This is a genomic window from Cryptosporangium phraense, assembly GCF_006912135.1.
GTDB lineage: Bacteria > Actinomycetota > Actinomycetes > Mycobacteriales > Cryptosporangiaceae > Cryptosporangium > Cryptosporangium phraense.
Genome location: NZ_VIRS01000014.1, coordinates 136701 through 152748 on the forward strand (window position 1 = coordinate 136701; position 16048 = coordinate 152748).

General features: G+C 71.3%; 18 protein-coding genes. 10 read left to right on the forward strand and 8 right to left on the reverse strand.

Features of this window, described 5'->3' with window-relative positions; translation table 11 throughout:
* Positions 1-66 precede the first annotated feature (66 nt).
* The 4 genes from gabT to FL583_RS20575 form a co-directional block, all read right to left on the reverse strand.
* Complete coding sequence (gabT, locus tag FL583_RS20560) at positions 67-1449, reverse strand: 4-aminobutyrate--2-oxoglutarate transaminase (protein ID WP_142706324.1); 1383 nt, start codon at positions 1447-1449, stop codon at positions 67-69.
* A 58-nt stretch (positions 1450-1507) separates the two neighbouring features.
* Positions 1508-2734, reverse strand: a complete 1227-nt coding sequence (locus FL583_RS20565; protein WP_205752307.1) for an esterase-like activity of phytase family protein — start codon at positions 2732-2734, stop codon at positions 1508-1510.
* Between the two features lie 144 nt (positions 2735-2878).
* Positions 2879-3187, reverse strand: coding sequence for a DUF202 domain-containing protein (locus FL583_RS20570; protein ID WP_142706326.1), 309 nt, complete (start codon positions 3185-3187; stop codon positions 2879-2881).
* Complete coding sequence (locus FL583_RS20575) at positions 3184-3573, reverse strand: YidH family protein (RefSeq protein ID WP_142706327.1); 390 nt, start codon at positions 3571-3573, stop codon at positions 3184-3186. Before FL583_RS20575 ends, FL583_RS20570 begins: the two co-directional genes overlap by 4 nt.
* A 222-nt stretch (positions 3574-3795) precedes the next feature.
* Between FL583_RS20575 and FL583_RS20580 the strand changes: the two genes are divergently transcribed.
* The 5 genes from FL583_RS20580 to FL583_RS20600 all read left to right on the forward strand — a co-directional run bounded on the left by FL583_RS20580 (position 3796) and on the right by FL583_RS20600 (position 8097).
* Positions 3796-4131: an ArsR/SmtB family transcription factor gene (locus FL583_RS20580; RefSeq protein ID WP_142706328.1), complete on the forward strand. Its 336-nt coding sequence runs from the start codon at positions 3796-3798 to the stop codon at positions 4129-4131.
* On the forward strand, positions 4131-4403 hold the full coding sequence (locus tag FL583_RS20585) for a hypothetical protein (RefSeq protein WP_142706329.1): 273 nt from the start codon (positions 4131-4133) through the stop codon (positions 4401-4403). The genes FL583_RS20580 and FL583_RS20585 overlap by 1 nt, the downstream gene beginning before the upstream one ends.
* An 84-nt stretch (positions 4404-4487) precedes the next feature.
* The gene (locus tag FL583_RS20590; protein ID WP_142706330.1) at positions 4488-6578 is read left to right on the forward strand and encodes an MMPL family transporter; all 2091 of its coding nucleotides are present in this window, start codon (positions 4488-4490) and stop codon (positions 6576-6578) included.
* A 109-nt stretch (positions 6579-6687) separates the two neighbouring features.
* Complete coding sequence (locus FL583_RS20595; RefSeq protein WP_142706331.1) at positions 6688-7320, forward strand: ACT domain-containing protein; 633 nt, start codon at positions 6688-6690, stop codon at positions 7318-7320.
* A gap of 294 nt (positions 7321-7614) precedes the next feature.
* The gene (locus FL583_RS20600; RefSeq protein WP_142706332.1) at positions 7615-8097 is read left to right on the forward strand and encodes a DUF4870 domain-containing protein; all 483 of its coding nucleotides are present in this window, start codon (positions 7615-7617) and stop codon (positions 8095-8097) included.
* 52 nt (positions 8098-8149) lie between these two features.
* Here the strand turns inward: FL583_RS20600 and rpsD are convergent, their stop codons facing one another.
* On the reverse strand, positions 8150-8761 hold the full coding sequence (rpsD, locus tag FL583_RS20605) for a 30S ribosomal protein S4 (RefSeq protein ID WP_142706333.1): 612 nt from the start codon (positions 8759-8761) through the stop codon (positions 8150-8152).
* A gap of 62 nt (positions 8762-8823) precedes the next feature.
* Between rpsD and FL583_RS20610 the strand changes: the two genes are divergently transcribed.
* The 3 genes from FL583_RS20610 (at position 8824) to FL583_RS20620 (ending at position 11379) form a co-directional block, all read left to right on the forward strand.
* On the forward strand, positions 8824-9630 hold the full coding sequence (locus FL583_RS20610) for a DUF2470 domain-containing protein (RefSeq protein ID WP_142706334.1): 807 nt from the start codon (positions 8824-8826) through the stop codon (positions 9628-9630).
* Between the two features lie 76 nt (positions 9631-9706).
* A complete protein-coding gene (locus FL583_RS20615) occupies positions 9707-10426 on the forward strand; it encodes a GNAT family N-acetyltransferase (RefSeq protein ID WP_142706335.1) in 720 nt (239 codons plus the stop codon).
* Positions 10423-11379: a lysophospholipid acyltransferase family protein gene (locus FL583_RS20620; protein WP_142706336.1), complete on the forward strand. Its 957-nt coding sequence runs from the start codon at positions 10423-10425 to the stop codon at positions 11377-11379. Before FL583_RS20615 ends, FL583_RS20620 begins: the two co-directional genes overlap by 4 nt.
* Here the strand turns inward: FL583_RS20620 and FL583_RS20625 are convergent.
* Positions 11281-12756: a glutamate-cysteine ligase family protein gene (locus tag FL583_RS20625; protein WP_142706337.1), complete on the reverse strand. Its 1476-nt coding sequence runs from the start codon at positions 12754-12756 to the stop codon at positions 11281-11283. The genes FL583_RS20620 and FL583_RS20625 overlap by 99 nt on opposite strands.
* Before the next feature lie 151 nt (positions 12757-12907).
* Here FL583_RS20625 and FL583_RS20630 point away from each other — a divergent pair, with 151 nt between their 5' ends.
* On the forward strand, positions 12908-13567 hold the full coding sequence (locus FL583_RS20630; RefSeq protein ID WP_142706392.1) for a DedA family protein: 660 nt from the start codon (positions 12908-12910) through the stop codon (positions 13565-13567).
* An 87-nt stretch (positions 13568-13654) separates the two neighbouring features.
* Complete coding sequence (locus tag FL583_RS20635) at positions 13655-14854, forward strand: coiled-coil domain-containing protein (protein WP_142706338.1); 1200 nt, start codon at positions 13655-13657, stop codon at positions 14852-14854.
* A gap of 58 nt (positions 14855-14912) precedes the next feature.
* On the opposite strand, the gene FL583_RS20640 is transcribed toward FL583_RS20635, so the two are convergent.
* Positions 14913-15140, reverse strand: coding sequence for a DUF397 domain-containing protein (locus FL583_RS20640; RefSeq protein ID WP_142706339.1), 228 nt, complete (start codon positions 15138-15140; stop codon positions 14913-14915).
* A 156-nt stretch (positions 15141-15296) separates the two neighbouring features.
* Positions 15297-15851, reverse strand: a complete 555-nt coding sequence (locus FL583_RS20645) for a DUF1707 domain-containing protein (protein ID WP_170323768.1) — start codon at positions 15849-15851, stop codon at positions 15297-15299.
* Positions 15852-16048: the final 197 nt, after the last annotated feature.

Below are 16048 nucleotides of genomic sequence, written 5' to 3' on the forward strand. Positions count from 1 at the left end.
ACGTGTCGTCGCCGAGGGCCTCACCGCCCCGGACCGGGCAGGGAAGCGGCTCTGAGGAATTCGCCGTCAATCGGTGTCGGGACTCGGGGCGGGGGCTTTCTCGGCTCGGGGGAGATTCGCGGCCACCTCGTCGAAAGCTTCCGTCACCAGCGTGAACGCTTCCTTCAAAAGATCCTCGCCGATCACCAGGGGCGGCAGGAAGCGCAGCACGTTGCCGTAGGTGCCGCAGCTGAGCGTGACCAGTCCTCGCTGGTGGCACGCCTGGTTGACCGCCCCGGTGAGCTGGGGCGCGGGCGTCATCATGCCGGGTTCCACGATCTCGACGGCCAGCATCGCGCCCCGTCCGCGCACGTTCCCCACCCAGTCGTACCGCTCGGCGAGTCCGTCCAGCACCGGCCGCACGATCTCCTCGATCCGGCGGGCCTTGCCGGCCAGATCGTCGGACTCGATCGTGTCGATCGCGGCCAGCGCGGCCGCGCACGCGACCGGGTTCCCGCCGTACGTGCCGCCCAGGCCGCCGACGTGGGCGGCGTCCATGATCTCGGCCCGGCCGGTGACGCCGGCCAGCGGCATCCCGCCGGCGATGCCCTTCGCGGTCGTGACCAGGTCGGGCACGATCCCCTCGGCCTCGCAGGCGAACAGCGTGCCGGTGCGCCCGAACCCGGTCTGGATCTCGTCGGCGACGAACACGATGCCGTTCGCCCGGCAGTACTCGGCCAGCGCGCCCAGGAACCCCGGCGCCGGCTCGACGAACCCGCCCTCGCCCTGGATCGGCTCGATGATCAGCGCGGCGACGTTCTCGGCCCCGACCTGCTTGTCGAGGATGCTCAGCGCCCGCTCGGCCGCGGCCGGCCCGGACGCGTCGAGTCCGGCCGCCTCGTCGCGGTACGGGTAGGACGTCGGCAGCCGGTACACCTCGGGCGCGAACGGCCCGAACGAGTTCTTGTACGGCATGTTCTTCGCGGTCAGCGCCATCGTCAGGTTCGTCCGGCCGTGGTAGCCGTGGTCGAACACGACGACGGCCGAGCGCCGGGTGTACGCGCGGGCGATCTTCACCGCGTTCTCCACCGCCTCAGCACCGGAGTTGAACAGCGCCGACCGCTTCTCGAAGTCACCGGGCGTCAGGCGGTTGAGCGCCTCGCAGACCGCGACGTACCCCTCGTACGGCGTGACCATGAAGCACGTGTGGGTGAACGCCTCGGCCTGGGCGGCCACCGCGGCCGCGACCGCCGGGTTCGCGTTGCCCACGTTGGTGACCGCGATACCGGCCCCCAGGTCGATCAACTGGTTTCCGTCGACGTCGACCAGAATGCCGCCGCCGGCGGCCGTGACGAACACCGGCAGCATGACGCTGACGCCGCGGGCCACCGCGGACGTCCGGCGTTCGAGGAGCTCCTGCGAGCGCGGGCCGGGGATCTCGGTGAGCAGCTTGCGCTCCTGCGGAACCATCGCTCCTCCAAGGGGGTGCGGCTGTGAACAGCAGTATCGCACCCCCTCGGAGGGGGTCTCAGCGCTTGCGCAGGCCGGGGACGACGATCTCGATCAGCTCGATGTCGTCGGCCTTACCGGCGATGCGGCCGTCGTTGCCCGGGAAATTGTTGTCGTTGGTGACAAATACCCGGTCGCCGCCCAGCGGCAGGATCGTCTCGACCGACTGCAGCGGGAACGAGTAGGTCGGCCCGACCCCGAACTCGCCGGTCCGGGCCGGCGTCGTGATCCCGCGGGGGTCGGCGATCTTCAACAGGTCGGCGACGGTCTTCGAGGCGACCGGCCCGGGCTTACCCAGCTCGGCCACCTTGATCTGCTTGACCTTGGCCTCGGCGCCCTCGAAGTTGTCCCGCTCGAGCCAGGCGATCCGCCTGCCGTCGAGCACCTGGGCGTCCGCGACGCTGAACGCCGGGTCGTCGACGGAGATCGTCCAGGTCTTGCCGGTGTAGGAGTTCTTGCGGATGTCGAACTCGTAGACAGTCCGACGAGTCTTGTCGGTTTCCGCGACCTTCGCACCCTCGAGGATCGGGTAGAGCGTGCGCCCGTCCGTCGAGATCGCCATCGCCTCGAAGCCGGACGACGCGTTCACCGACGGCGTCTCGCCGGTCTTCAGGTAGGGCGACTGGGGCGACTTCGTGCCGTCGGCCAGCGGCACCGGCGCCTGCAGCACCTTGCCGGTCTTGTCGACCTCGACCAGGAACGGACCGAACTCGTCGCCGATCCACAGGTTGCCCGCCGCGTCCCGCTGCAGCGACTCGATGTCGAAGTCGGCGCCGGTCAGCAGGCGGTCCTTCGTCGACTCGTTGACGATCGGGAACGGGATCTTGTGGTCGGGGTCGCGGAAGCTGACGAACCCGTCGATCGACACCGGGGCCAGCGCGGACGACGTCGACGGCCCGGTCCGGTAGCGCGGGGTGACGTAGTACGCGCGAAGCAGGAAGTCGGCGGAGTTCGTCTTGGCCCCGAAGCCGTTGTCGGGCATGGCCAGCAACTGACCCCGGTGACGACCGGTGATGGCGGCCGAGAAGCCGGGGATCGGCTGGCCGTCGAACGGCGGGGTCACGCCGTTCACGGTGGCGGGATCGAGCGCGGTGCCCGAGACCGGGCCGGGCTGGTAGTCGGTGGCCGGGATGCCGGCCCGCCCGATCAACGTGGTTCGCGCGGAGTGGGCGTCCGATGGGGTCGCAGTCAGCACGACCGCGGCGAGCGCCGCGACGGCCGGGACGACGGCGAGACGGGTGCGCACCAGTTGCCTCCAAGTGGTTCGGGTTCTGGCCCGATCCAAAAGGATCCGTCCTAATTTCGCATTAACCGCAGAGGTACCGGTGGCGTAACCCTGGCACTATCGAGGGGCCTCGCGCGGCCCACGGCTGCGGCCGCGCGAGGCCACTCACCGCAGCAGGATCGCTCCGCCGAGCGCCGCGGTGATCAACGACCCCGCCATCACCGCCACCGGAAGCGCCGGGTTCGGCGCCCCCGGCCTCGGCTTCCGCAGCGCCCGCCGACGTCGGTCGCCGAAGAAGCACGCGACCACCACGTGGATCCCGACCACGACGATCGTCAGCACGGCGGCCGGCGGCGGCCAGTGGAGCAACACCGCCCGGAAGACCAGCAGGCTCACCCCGACCAGCCCGGTCAGCGTCCGGACCCAGGCCAGCGCGGTGCGCTCGGCCGCCAACCCAGGACCCCGTCGCCTCACCGGTCTCCGCCGAGCAGAACCACCATCAGCAGGACGACCGCGCCGAGCGCGAGCACCACGGCCAGCGCCTGCGGGAACCGCGATCCCGGCAGGTCGCGACCGGAGTGCATCTCCTTCTCGACCCGCACCCACCGGTAGGCCGAGTGCACCGCGGTCGCCGCCCCGAGCACCAACAGCACCGCGGCGATCGACGTCCGCAGTACCGGCCGCCCGAGGTCGGGGAGCAGCTGATCCACGGCCAGGCCACCACCGACCAGGGCCAGCGCGGTCCGGATCCAGGCCAGGAACGTCCGCTCGTTGGCGAGCGAGAACCGGTAGTCGAGTTCATCCCCCGGCCCGGTAGGCCTTGTCTCGTTCGGCTGGCGCAGATGCAGGTCATCCGCCATAGCCGTACCTCCGAGCGCAGCGTGCCCCTCCATCCTCGCACTCCGACGAACGCCCGGTGTTTAACAGTCGGGGAAGTACGGGAACATGGGTCCGGGGAGGACCACCCGTTTTGCTGGTACTTCGGTACCAGCGATCTCGCCCGCAAGGGCACGCGGTGGTCTTCCCTTTTTCGTGCCCGCAATTGACAGCTCGAGTCGACACCTGTCAGAGTTCTCTGACATATGGAAGAGACTGCCGACCCTACCGGCGACGAGCTGTTGCTGATGCTGAGCGCACTGGCGAACCCGCATCGGCTCCGCATCGTGGCGACTCTCGCCGCCGGACGGAACTACGTCAGCCGGCTCGCCCGCGAGATGGGCATGAGCAGGCCCCTGCTGCACATGCACCTGCAGCGGCTCGAGGCCGCGGGGTTGGTGTCCGGTCATCACGAGATCTCGGAGGACGGGAAAGCGATGAGGTACATCGAGGTGACGCCGTTCGCGCTGCGGCTGACCCCCCAGCAGATCGCGGTCGCCGCCCGATCGCTGTCCGGCCCCACCGACGAGGGAGCGCGCTGATGGATTGGCAAACCGCCGCGGTCTCCTGTGCGGCGATCTTCTTCGCCGCGGTGCTGACCTGGCAGATCTTCGCGACCGGCCGGGTCGCCGTGGTCCACGGCATCCGCAAGGAGATCGCGGTCGAGGTCCAGAAGGACAATGCCGCCTCGCTGGCCGATTTCCGAACCGCCATCGATGAGCTCGCGGCTGCCCAACGCGAGCTCACCGAAGTGACGACTGACGTCCGCGCCCGCCTCACGGCGATCGAGAAGCTCCTGCGCGAGGTCGGCTGACCCACCGGAAAGACAAGTGGGCCGCCGGGCTGCCACCCGACGACCCACCGCACAGCGGAACTCCCATTCCACTGAAGGAGAGCCATGAACTCCCCGCTGAAGTATGCCCGTCCGGCGGTCGGCCGAACTGACCTGCCGAAGAAGCGATCCCGCGCCCGCTGGGGCGCCTGGGGAATCGTCCTGTTCTGGGTCGTCGTCATGATCGGCGTCGGCCCGTTCGCGGGCCGGGTGTCCGACGTCGAAGACAACGGACCGACCGCGTTCCTGCCCCGGGAGGCCCAGTCGACCCGGGTAGCCGAGTCGCTCCAGCGCTTCGGCCAGAGCGACCTGCTCCCGGCCGTGATCGTCTTCGCCCGCGACGGTGGTCTGACGGCCGCCGACAAGGCGGCGATCACCGCCGAGGGTCCGAGGATCGAACGCCTCGGCACCGGCGGCATCGACGGCCCGATCCCGTCGGCCGACGGCGCCGCGCTGATGTACGTCGTCCCGATCAGCACCAACGACGACCCGCTGGGCGCGGTCGAGCGGATGCGCGACCAGGTCGGGAAGGCCTCTCCACCGGGCGTCGACGCGCACGTCGCCGGGGCCGCGGGCAACCTCTACGACCAGGTCTCGGTCTTCCAGGACCTCGACTCGACGCTGCTGCTGGCCACCGTCGGCGTCGTCACGGTGCTGCTGCTGCTCACCTACCGCAGCCCGGTGCTCTGGTTGCTGCCGCTGATCGCGGTCGGGTTCGGCAGCCAGCTCGCGACCGCGGTCGTCTACGTGCTGGCCAAGTACGCCGACCTGCCGGTCAACGGTCAGAGCGGCGGCATCCTGACCGTGCTCGTGTTCGGCGCCGGCACCGACTACGCGCTGCTGCTGATCTCCCGCTACCGCGAGGAGCTGCGCCGGCACGCCGACCGCTACCAGGCGATGGCGCTCGCGCTCCGCCGCACGGCTCCGGCCGTGCTCGCGTCGGCGGGCACGGTCGTCGTCGGACTGCTCTGTCTGCTCGCGGCCGACCAGAACTCGACCCGCAGCCTCGGTGCCGTCGGTGCGGTCGGGGTGGCCGGCGCCGCACTGGTGATCTTGACCCTGCTGCCGGCGCTGCTCGTCGGGTTCGGCCGCTGGGTGTTCTGGCCGCTGGTGCCGCGGGTCGGCAGCGAGCCGAAGAACTCCGGCTGGGGCACGGTCGCGGCCGCGGTCGGCCGGCGTCCGCGGTTGCTCTGGACCTCGGCCGTCGTGTTCCTGCTCGCGATGATGGTCGGCCTGACCACGCTGACGCTCGGCGCGAGCGATGCCCAGCAGTACCGGACCCCGCCGGATTCGGTCCGCGGTCAGGAACTGGTCGCGAAGCACTTCCCGGCCGGCTCGACCGAGCCGACCCAGGTCGTCGCCGCGTCCGGCGCCTCCGATCGAGTGGTGGCGGCCGCACGGTCCACGCCCGGCGTCTCGTCGGTGCAGGCCCCGGTCCGTTCGCGCGACGGCGGTCTGGTCCTGGTTCCGGTCACTTTGTCCGACGCTCCGGACAGCGCCGCCGCCGAACGGACCGTGCAACGCCTCCGCTCCGCTCTGGCCGACGTCCCTCAGGCGGACGCCTCGGTCGGCGGACGTACCGCGTCGACGTTGGACACTCGCGAGACCGCCGTCCGGGACCGGTGGGTCGTGATCCCGCTCGCGCTGGTGGCGATCGCGCTGATCCTGGTCGCGGTGCTCCGCTCGCTGGTCGCACCGCTGCTGCTGATCGGCACCGTCGTGCTCTCGTACCTGGCCGCGCTGGGCGGTACGTCGCTGATCCTCGAGGCGGTGTTCGGCGTGGACGCCGTCGACTACTCGCTACCGCTGCTCGGTTTCCTGTTCCTGGTGTCGCTCGGCGTCGACTACAACGTGTTCCTGATGACCCGGGTGCGTGAGGAAGTCGCGGCCCGCGGCCATCGCGAGGGCGTCCTGACCGGGCTGCGCACGACCGGCGGCGTGATCACCAGCGCCGGCGTCGTCCTGGCCGGGACGTTCGCGGTGTTCCTGGGGATGCCGCTGGTCGCGATGCTGGCGATGGGGCTGCTGGTCGCGGTCGGCGTCCTGGTCGACACGCTGGTCGTCCGGACGCTGCTGGTGCCCGCGCTGGCGCTGGACCTCGGGCCGGTGATCTGGTGGCCGAGCTGGCTCGGCCGTCGCTGGCGGGTGCGGCCCTGACCCGCGTTGCTGCCCGCGCTGCTGCCCCGGCACCCGTCCGGGGCAGCAACATGCCGGTAACGCAATCGTGGCAGGCTGGGGAACGTCGCTGGTCAGGTAGGGGGTTGGGATGCTGCTTCGGGTTCGGGTCTCGCTGCCGGACCGGCCCGGCGCGCTCGGTGCCGTCACCCGCACGCTGGGTGCGGGTGGGGCCGACATCCTGCAGGTGACCGTGCTCGAGAGCGTCGCCGGGCGCGCGCTCGACGAGTTCACGGTCGCGGTGGCCAACCCGGCGGTGCGCGAGCGGGTCACGGCCGGGCTGGAAGCCGCGCCGGGCGTCCGGCTCGAGGGCATCTGGGAGACCGTCGAGCCGCCCGGCGCGTTCCCCGACCTCGGCGTCCTGGCCCAGGTGGCGACGAACCCGTCCCGCGGGCTGGCCACGCTGGTCGACGCCGCACCCGCGCTGTTCAGCGCCGAGTGGGCCGCGCTCGTCGAGACCGACCCCGAGCCCCGGGTGATCACGACGAGTTGGCAGGCGCCGGACGACCTGATGCTGCCCGAGCTGGCTCCGCTGCGTCCGCGGATCCTCAGCATCCCCGGCGGCCCGCACCTGGCCGCGACGCCGTTCGACGGCACGTCGACCGTGCTGGTCGTCGCCCGGCGGCAGGCCCCGCCGTTCCACGACGTCGAGCTGACCCGGCTGACCGTGCTGGCCGACATCGTGGGGGCGATCGTGGGCAAGGGCGCCCACTCCCTCGGGTAATCGTCGGGTTCACGACTCGCCATTGGACCGCCTACGGAGAGTTGCCTGGTAGGCGCGGTGCGCGGTGTGTTCTTCGCCATGAAATCGGTGTCGCCGGCGTGACATCGTTCGTTACCGTCTGCGGTTGAAACTGGTGCAGGAGTTCACAGCCCTCGGGGGAGTCCCCGGGTTCGGGCTGGGTACTTGGCCAGGGCCAGAACCAGTGAAATCCCTGACGCACTCGGGCACCGTCCGCGAGCACGATGGGCACACGCCGGAAGACGTCCGGCCCGAGAACGTCGAGGAGGGGTTCGAATGAGCGTGCTGACACCGACGCTGGACGCGCCGGTACTGCGGCCGCGCCCGGCCCGGCGCCCGGTCGTGGCGACGAAGCCGTTCCCCCTCCCGGCGAAGGCGCCGAGCAAAGCGCCGGTCACTGTGGAGCGTCGGACCGCTCACCGTGTTCTCTCGCCTACGGTGAGTGAGCGCTCTTGGGTGATGCTGGCGCACCTGTCCGGCGTCGTCTCGAGTGCGGCCGGCCCGCTGGCGATCGCCCGGGTGGTCGGGCCGCGCTCGGCCTACGTGCGCCAGCAGGCTCTCGCGGCGGCGAACTTCCAGCTGGCGTTCCTGGCCGCGCTGGCGCCGATGCTGCTGCTCGGCGTCCTGACGTTCGGCCTGGCCGCACTGTTCGTCGTCCCGCTGGTGCTGGCCTGGGGCGTCACCACGTTGCTGGCCACGTTCGCCGCGGCCGGCGGCGAGCGCTACCGCTACCCGGTCGCCGTCCCGGTTCTTCGATAACGCACGACGCACAGCGGCCCCCCGGAGTCTCCGGGGGGCCCCTGTCGTGTCGTCAGCGCGAGTAGAACTCGACGACCAGCTGCTCGTTGCAGATCACCGGGACCTCGCTGCGCTCCGGGTCGCGCAGCACCCGGGCGGTCAGCGAGCTCATCGACACGTCGAGGTACGGCGCCGACGGCCCGGCCCCGGCGTTCGCGCCCGAGGCCGCGACCACGAACGGCGTCAGCTGGCGGCTGCGCTCGTGCACGGCCACGACGTCGCCCGGCTCCAGCCGGTACGACGGGCGGTCGACCCGCAGGCCGTTCACCGTGATGTGACGATGGGTGACGAATTGCCGGGCCTGGTAGATCGTCTTCGCGAAGCCCGCGCGCAGCACGGTCGCGTCGAGCCGGCGCTCGAGCAGCGACACGAACACCTCGCCGGTCTTGCCGGGCTTCTTCACGGCCTCGTCGAACACCCGGCGGAGCTGCTTCTCCCCGATGTCGTACTGGTAGCGCAGACGCTGCTTCTCCCGCAGCCGAAGCGAGTAGTCGCTCTGCTGGCGGCGACGCCGACCGTGGTCACCCGGCGGGTAGGGGCGCTTCTCGAAGTACGGGACGCTCTTCGGAGTCAGCGGAATCCCCAACGCTCGCGACAGGCGCACCTTCGGTCGGGACTTGTTCATTGAAAATCCTTCTGGGTTAGGCTTCACTAACTAAGGCCAGCCTAACCGAATTTGGAGGCGTGATGGAACCGACCCCGGCGGAGATCGCTCGTACGCTGGCGGCCGGCCACCTACCGGCCCGGGTCCGCACCGAGTGCGGCTCCGAGCGCACGCCCGTCACCGAGTTCGCGGTGACCCACGTGACCGACCGGATGGGCCGCGTCCTCCTGCTCCTGGCCGAAGACAGCCCGGTCGACCGCGCGCTCCGCCCGGTCGCCGCCGACGGCGACGCGGTCGCCCAGCTGCTGATCGCCGACCGGCAGCCGGTTCCCGGCGGCCCGTGGCACGGCCGGATCACGATGTCCGGCTGGGCGACGCGCCTGGCCGGCGTCTCGTCGCACCGCGCGGCGATGGACTTCGCCGAGGTGAGCCCGGTCGGCGAGCTGCTCGACGTCGGCCGGGGCAGCGTCCTCTACCGGCTCGACCTGGCCGAGATCGAGTGGGCCACGCCCGGCTACGACGCTCCGGACACCGATCCGGACGGCCTCCGCCGAGTCGACGTCGACGTCGACGCCTTCCTGGACGCCGAGCCCGACCTGTTCGGGGCCGAGGAGCAGAAGCTGCTGGCCGACCTGGCCGACCACCACGAGGACCTGCTGTCCGAGCTGTGCGCGCAGGCCCGGGAGACCGTGGTTCCCGGCGCCCGCAACGCCCGGGCGCTCCGCCTCGACCGCTACGGCCTGACGCTGGGCGTCGACGTGGACGACGAGGAGCGCTGGATCCGGGCCGGGTTCCGGCACCCCATCTCCGACCTGCGTGAACTGGCCGAGATCTTCCACCTGCTGGCCTGCTGCCGCTGCCGCCCGGAATCGCACCAGCACGCGCACTGATTGTTCACAGAATGTCCACGCCAGTCCGGGCGTGAGTTCCTTACGCCCGAAGCCGTCGCCGCAGTACACCTCCGGCATGCCTTCACCTGTTGTCGTTTCAGCGGGATATTCGGTGGTCCTCGCCACCGAGCCGGCGGAAGTCCGCGCAGCCCAGGAGCTGCGCTACCAGGTATTCGGGCTCGAGCTCGGTGCTGAGCTCGAGGGGGTCGGCATCGACGCCGACCGGTTCGATTCGCTCTGCGACCACCTGCTGATCCGCGACGACCGCACCGGCGCGTGCGTCGGCACGTATCGGATGTTGCCGCCCGGGCGCAGCGCCGAGCTCTACTCGGACGGTGAGTTCCGGCTCGACCGGCTCGCGCACCTGCGCGGGGAACTGGTCGAGACCGGGCGCTCGTGCGTCCACCCCGACCACCGATCGGGCGCGGTGATCGGCCTGATGTGGGCGGGGATCGCGCGCTACATGCACCTGGCCGGGCACCAGTGGCTGGCCGGCTGCGCGTCGGTGCCGCTCTTCGACGGCGGCGACGCCGCCGCCGCGACCTGGGCGGTGATCCGGGCCAAGCACCTCGCGCCGGACTCCCTCCGGGCCGAGCCGCTGCACCCGTGGCCGGTGCGCGAGGGCGCGCCGAAGGCGTCGATGATCCCGCCGTTGCTGCGCGGCTACCTCCGGCTCGGGGCGAAGGTCTGCGGCCCGCCCGCGCACGACCCGGCGTTCGGCACCGCCGACTTCCTGGTGCTGCTCTCGATGGCCGACGTCGACCAGCGCTATCTCCGACGGTTCCTCGGCGCATGACTCCGCACCTCAGGCCGGCCGGGCCGCCGTGGGCGCCGTTCTCGCCGTGCGAGGTCGAGTGCCTGGCCGACGACGAGCCCCGGGTGCCGATCCCGGTCGCGATCCTGCGGCTGGTCGGCGTGGTCGGGGCGCTGCTCGGCGCGCTGCCGCTGGCGATCGTCTACCCGGTGCTCCGCGGGGAGTGGCGGGTCGCGGTCGTCCGGGCCTGGTTCCGGGCGCTGCTGTGGACGCTGTCGATCCGGGTGCACGGAACCGTTCCGCCCGCTACCCGTGGCGGCTCGCTCGTCGTCGCCAACCACGTCTCCTGGGTGGACGTGCTGGTGCTCGGCGCGGCGCGGCCGGGCCGGATCGTCGCGAAGTCGGACCTGCGGGCCTGGCCGGTGCTCGGTGCGCTGGCCGTCCGGGCCGGCACGCTGTTCGTCGACCGGAACCGGCTCTCGGCGCTACCCGACTCGGTCGCCGAGGTCCGGTCCGCGCTCGAGGCCGGCGCCCGGGTGCTGGCGTTCCCGGAGGGCACGACGTGGTGCGGCGTCGAGGGCGGACGGTTCCGGCCCGCGCTGTTCCAGGCCGCGATCGACGCCGGAGTTCCGGTCGAGCCGATCCGGATCCGGTACCTGATCCGCGGCCGGACCCCGTCCCCGACGACGGCGACCGCGCCGGCGTTCGTCGGCGACGACCCACTGGTCGCGTCCGTGTGGCGGGTCGCCAGGGCCCGCGGGCTGGTCGCGAGCGTGCACTGCCATCCGTCGCTGTCGCCGGTCGTCGATCGGCGCGACCTGGCCGCCGAGGCCGGCCGGCTCGTCCGGGGCGAGCCGTCGGCGACGGCGGCCGGAGCGCCGGCCGCGGCGACCGGGTCAGTCCAGCGGCCAGGTGTGCGCAGGCGCGTTCGAGTGCATCAGGTCGAGGTAGTCGACGGTCATCCGGCGCAGCGCCTCGTCCCGGTCGAGGCCTGAGCGCTCGTACTTCTCGACGCTGGCCACCTGCCAGTCGGCCCCGGTCCGATGGGTCAGGCACCGGCCCTCGATGACGCCGAGCAGCCGGTCGCGCTCCTCGGCCGAGACGCCCCAGGCGTCCAGGCCGTCGGAGGCCAGCGGCAGCAGGTGACGCAGTACGAGCTCGGAGACCGGCACCTCACCGGCTCCGGGCCAGTACTGCCTGCTGTGGATGCCGTCCCGGGCTCCGGCCTGGAAATTCTCCTTGGCCGCGGCGAACGACATCTGGCTCCAGACCGGCCGCTCGGAGTCGACCAGCGCCCGGATCAGCCCGTAGTAGAACGCCATGTTCGCGGCGATGTCGACCACGGTCGGGCCGCCGGGCAGCACCCGGTTCTCCACCCGCAGGTGCGGACGATCGTCGACGACCGCGTACACCGGCCGGTTCCAGCGCCAGATCGTCCCGTTGTGCAGCGTCAGCTCGGACAGCGACGGGGTGCCGCCGGCCTCGAGCACGGCCGCCGGATCCTCGTCCTCGGTGAGCGGCAGCAGCGCCGGGAAGTACCGCGAGTTCTCCTCGAACAGGTCGAACACCGACGTGATCCAGCGCTCGCCGAACCAGACCCGGGGCCGGACGCCCTGGGCCTTGAGCTCGGCCGAGCGGGTGTCGGTGGCCTGCTCGAACAGCGGGATCCGGGTCTCCGCCCAGAGCCGGTGCCCGAACAGGTACGGCGAGTTCGCCCCCAGCGCCACCTGGGCCCCGGCCGCGGCCTGGGCCGCGTTCCAGTACGACCCGAACGTCGCCGGGCTGACCTGGAGGTGGAACTGGACGCTGGTGCAGGCGCCCTCGGGCGCGACGCTGTCCGCGTAGGTGTCCAGCCGCTCGACGCCGTCGATCCGGATCGGCAGGTCCTCACCGCGGGCGGCGAAGATCTGCTCGTTGAGCAGCCGGTACCGGTCGTTGGCCGAGATCGTGTCCGGGCCGACGTGCGACTCGCGCAGCGTCGGCAGGATCCCGATCAGCGCGAGCTGGGCGCCGATCGTCCGCGCCTTGTCGTCGGCGTGGTTGAGCGCGTCCCGGACCTCCTTCTCCAGCGCGCCCGGGCCGTCCTCGGCGATCCGCCGCGGAGGCAGGTTGATCTCCAGGTTGAACTGCCCGATCTCGGTCGCCCAGGCGTCGTCGGCGATGACGCCGAGAACCTCGGCGTTGCGCATCGCCGGCCGCCCGTCGGCGTCGACCAGGTTCAGCTCGATCTCCAGCCCGGTCAGTGGCCGGTCGAAGTCGAAGCGAGACTCCGCGAGCATGCGTTCCAGCACGTCCAGGCTGGCCCGCACCTTCTCGCGGTAACGGCGGCGGTCCTCTCGAGTGAATTCGACCGCCGGAACGTCGCGACCCATGCTTCTCCCCTCAGGTCATGGCATCGGTCTCCGGACCCCGATACCCGCACTACCCCGGTGAGAACCCCCTACCTAGGAACCATCGCACCGGGTGGGCCGTTGCGAACTGGGAATGCCGGATCAGGTGAAAGGTGTGCACCGCGTGGCAGAAATGGCCCCCGCTCTGGCCGCGAACGAGCCCCACGAGCTGACCGGCCTGTCCGGTTGGGTGGTGGATGTGGTCGAAGCGCTCGGACCGTTCGGTGTCGGGCTGCTGGTGCTGCTGGAGAACCTGTTCCCGCCGGTACCCAGCGAGATCATCCTTCCGCTGGCCGGCTATCTGGCCGGTGCGGGCCGGCTCGACTTGGTGGCGGTGATCATCGCCGCGACGGTCGGTTCGGTGCTGGGGGCGCTGGCGCTCTACTGGCTCGGGGCCGCGTTCGGGGAGCAGCGGATCCGGGTCTGGCTGCGCCGTCTACCGCTGCTGGACGAGGGTGATCTCGATCGCTCGCAGAGCTGGTTCGACCGGCACGGCGGCCGCGCGGTGCTGATCGGCCGGGTGATCCCGGTCGTCCGGAGCCTGGTGTCGATCCCGGCCGGGGTCCAGCGGATGCCGGTCGGGAAATTTACACTGTATACAACGATCGGCAGTGGAGTCTGGAACACGATTTTTGTGGTTCTTGGTTACGCTCTCGGCTCCCACTGGACCACTGTGGGTGACTACAGCGACGTCCTGAACGCGGTGGTGCTCGGGGCGATCGGGATCGCTGTGGCGGTCTTTGTCGGCAAACGCGCGGTGGCCGCCCGGCGCGCCCGGACGTCCGATAGCTGACCGCTACGCAGCGTCAGGTAGACGCTGGTCAGCGCGTCGTCGCCGGGCGGTCGGGGAAGCCTGGACGCCCGTGTTTGGATAGAAAGCATGGCCAACGGCGAAGAGCAGAACCTGTTCACCCTCAGCGATCCGGCAACCGCAGAGGTCACGTTCGACCTCGCTCTCCGCGGCTACGACCGACGTCAGGTCGACCGGTACATCGCGCAGCTCGAGAGCGAACTCTCGCAGTTCGCCGCGCGCCGGGACGACGCGCTCGCCCAGAACCACGCACTGGCCGCGCAGATCAGCGATCTGCAGACGCAGATGGTGGAGGTCCAGCGCCGTCCGACGACCGAGAAGCCGTCGTACAAGCACCTGGGCACCCGGGTCGAGCAGATCTTCGCGCTGGTCGAAGACGAGGCCGCCGAGGTCAGGGCCCGCGCCGAGGCCGAGGCCGCGCAGTCCCGCTCGAAGGCCGAACAGGACATCGAAGCCGTCAAGGCCGGGGTCGAGAAGGCGTTCGCCGAGCGCCGGGACGCGATCGAGGCCGAGTACGGCCAGAAGACCGCGCACGCCGACAAGCTGGTCGCCGAGGCCGAGCAGCACGCGGTCGCCACGCGCCAGGAGACCGAGCAGTTCCGCGCCCAGGCCGAGCGCGAGATCGAGGAGCTCCGCGAGCGCACCAAGGCGCACGCCCGCGAAGTCCAGGACGACGCCAGCCAGTTCTCCGCCCGGGTGCGCGGCGAGGCCGAGAAGCACGCCGCCGACGTGCTGGCCAAGGCCGACGCCCAGTCGGCCGAGGTCCGCCGCAAGGCCGACGAGGCCGCCCGCGGCGCCACCGACGCGGCCCGTCGCCAGTCCGAGCAGACGATCACCAACGCCCGGGCCGAGGCCGACGCGATCCGCGCCAAGGCCAAGACCGACGCCGAGCAGATGGTCGCCGAGGCCCGTCGCATCGTGGCCGAGCTCGACCAGCGCCGGAAGCAGATCAAGTCGGAGATCACCCGCCTGCGGGAGGCCGTCGCCAGGCTCACCGGCGGTGCGGCCGGGTTGTTCGGCGAGGAGGAGCCCGAGGAGACGTTAAAGGGTGAAGCCCCGTCGAGCGGTGGCCCGGCCGGGGCCACCGCTCCCGCGCAGCAGCCGGTCGACCCGGCGGCGGCGACCCAGCGGATCGCGGTGCCCTCCCCCAACCAGCCCACGCCCAACCAGCAGCAGCTGGGGTCGCGCCCGAACAACGGGATCGGGCCGCACCCGAACGGTCCGTCGGTGGCGGCGTCCGAGGTCACCCGGGTCAGCGCGGACAAGTAGGCCGGTCGTGACGAAGGGGTGGGCTGCCTGAGCAGCCCACCCCTTCGTCGTCTCTATTTCAGTTCGCGAGCTCGCCGTCTTCGTCGAGATCGAATTCGCCGTCGTTCACGCCGGCCAGGAATGCGTCCCACTCTCCCTGAGTGAAGAGCAGTACCGCGTCCGGGTCGGTCGAGTCACGCACCGCGATCTGGTCCCCGACGAACGCGACCTCCACGGTCGGGCCTTCGTCTTCGATGCTGCGCGAGCTCCGCAGCCACACGGCGTCGGAGAGGTCGACGTCGGGCATGGTGCCTCCGGTTCTGCACGCCCCGTAACCAATATTGGGGGCTGACGCCGAGAGGGTACACCGCGCGTCACTGCCGCCGTTGACCCTCGGACGCCCTGGCGCTGACCTCCCCGCGTAGAACGTGAAGACCGCGGGGGTCGACCCGGGAAACGACATCTAGCTGGCGCGATTGGCTCGTTCTTCGGCCCACCAGGGGGCTCGCCCGTGCGGGTTGCAGCGGCCGCCGTGGTGGCGGTAGTACATCCGCCAGTCCTCCGGGACGGCTCCGGAGCGTAGGCGCTCGCGCCACTCGCGACGGCGCTTCCGATGCTTAGCGTGAAATATCAGGCTGAGCGCCAGGAAGCCGAGCGGCCAGGCCGGCCAGAAGAACCCGGCGCCGGACAACGCCCAGATCCCGACCAGCACGGCGGCGAGCACGAACACGAACCCGAAGTGCCGGCCGAACTCGTCCCGCTCGTTCCGGCGGTCGCGTTGCTGCTCCTCCGGGTCCGGCGGAATCAGTTTCCGGCCGCCGTCGGGCAGGTCGGCGACGAGCGGCGCGAGCTCGTCCCGGTACTGCGACTGGTAGCAGGCCGCCATCCGCTCGTCGGCCTCGTCCAGCGAGAGCAGCCCGGCCTCGGCCGCGGCGCGCAGGATCGAGACGATCTTCTCCCGCTCGGCCGTCGAGGATCGGATCCGGCCGGGTTGCGGTGGGGTCTGGTCGGCGGACATGTCTCGCTCCGTTCGTCGGGGCCGGCAGGTTGGGGGGCCGACGCTCTCCATGCTCGGTCGTCCGGACCGGCTCCGCGTCGGCTCGCGGGCTGCCGTTGCGCTGCGCCGCCGGGCGCAGGACGCGGGCGCGTGTACTCCGCTGGTGGTACGTGCGCGGGCCACCGCGGGCCGATGACCGGGACCACCGACTGGCCTAC

Bases quoted from the DNA above. Each gene is read 5' to 3' on its own strand.
- FL583_RS20620 (WP_142706336.1), top strand. From the start codon at position 10,423: ATGACTCCGCACCTCAGGCCGGCCGGGCCGCCGTGGGCGCCGTTCTCG.
- gabT (WP_142706324.1), bottom strand. From the start codon at position 1,449: ATGGTTCCGCAGGAGCGCAAGCTGCTCACCGAGATCCCCGGCCCGCGC.
- FL583_RS20635 (WP_142706338.1), top strand. From the start codon at position 13,655: ATGGCCAACGGCGAAGAGCAGAACCTGTTCACCCTCAGCGATCCGGCA.
- FL583_RS20645 (WP_170323768.1), bottom strand. From the start codon at position 15,851: ATGTCCGCCGACCAGACCCCACCGCAACCCGGCCGGATCCGATCCTCG.
- FL583_RS20630 (WP_142706392.1), top strand. From the start codon at position 12,908: ATGGCCCCCGCTCTGGCCGCGAACGAGCCCCACGAGCTGACCGGCCTG.
- FL583_RS20585 (WP_142706329.1), top strand. From the start codon at position 4,131: ATGGATTGGCAAACCGCCGCGGTCTCCTGTGCGGCGATCTTCTTCGCC.
- rpsD (WP_142706333.1), bottom strand. From the start codon at position 8,761: ATGAACAAGTCCCGACCGAAGGTGCGCCTGTCGCGAGCGTTGGGGATT.
- FL583_RS20615 (WP_142706335.1), top strand. From the start codon at position 9,707: ATGCCTTCACCTGTTGTCGTTTCAGCGGGATATTCGGTGGTCCTCGCC.
- FL583_RS20575 (WP_142706327.1), bottom strand. From the start codon at position 3,573: ATGGCGGATGACCTGCATCTGCGCCAGCCGAACGAGACAAGGCCTACC.
- FL583_RS20580 (WP_142706328.1), top strand. From the start codon at position 3,796: ATGGAAGAGACTGCCGACCCTACCGGCGACGAGCTGTTGCTGATGCTG.
- FL583_RS20595 (WP_142706331.1), top strand. From the start codon at position 6,688: ATGCTGCTTCGGGTTCGGGTCTCGCTGCCGGACCGGCCCGGCGCGCTC.
- FL583_RS20610 (WP_142706334.1), top strand. From the start codon at position 8,824: ATGGAACCGACCCCGGCGGAGATCGCTCGTACGCTGGCGGCCGGCCAC.
- FL583_RS20640 (WP_142706339.1), bottom strand. From the start codon at position 15,140: ATGCCCGACGTCGACCTCTCCGACGCCGTGTGGCTGCGGAGCTCGCGC.
- FL583_RS20590 (WP_142706330.1), top strand. From the start codon at position 4,488: ATGAACTCCCCGCTGAAGTATGCCCGTCCGGCGGTCGGCCGAACTGAC.
- FL583_RS20625 (WP_142706337.1), bottom strand. From the start codon at position 12,756: ATGGGTCGCGACGTTCCGGCGGTCGAATTCACTCGAGAGGACCGCCGC.
- FL583_RS20600 (WP_142706332.1), top strand. From the start codon at position 7,615: ATGAGCGTGCTGACACCGACGCTGGACGCGCCGGTACTGCGGCCGCGC.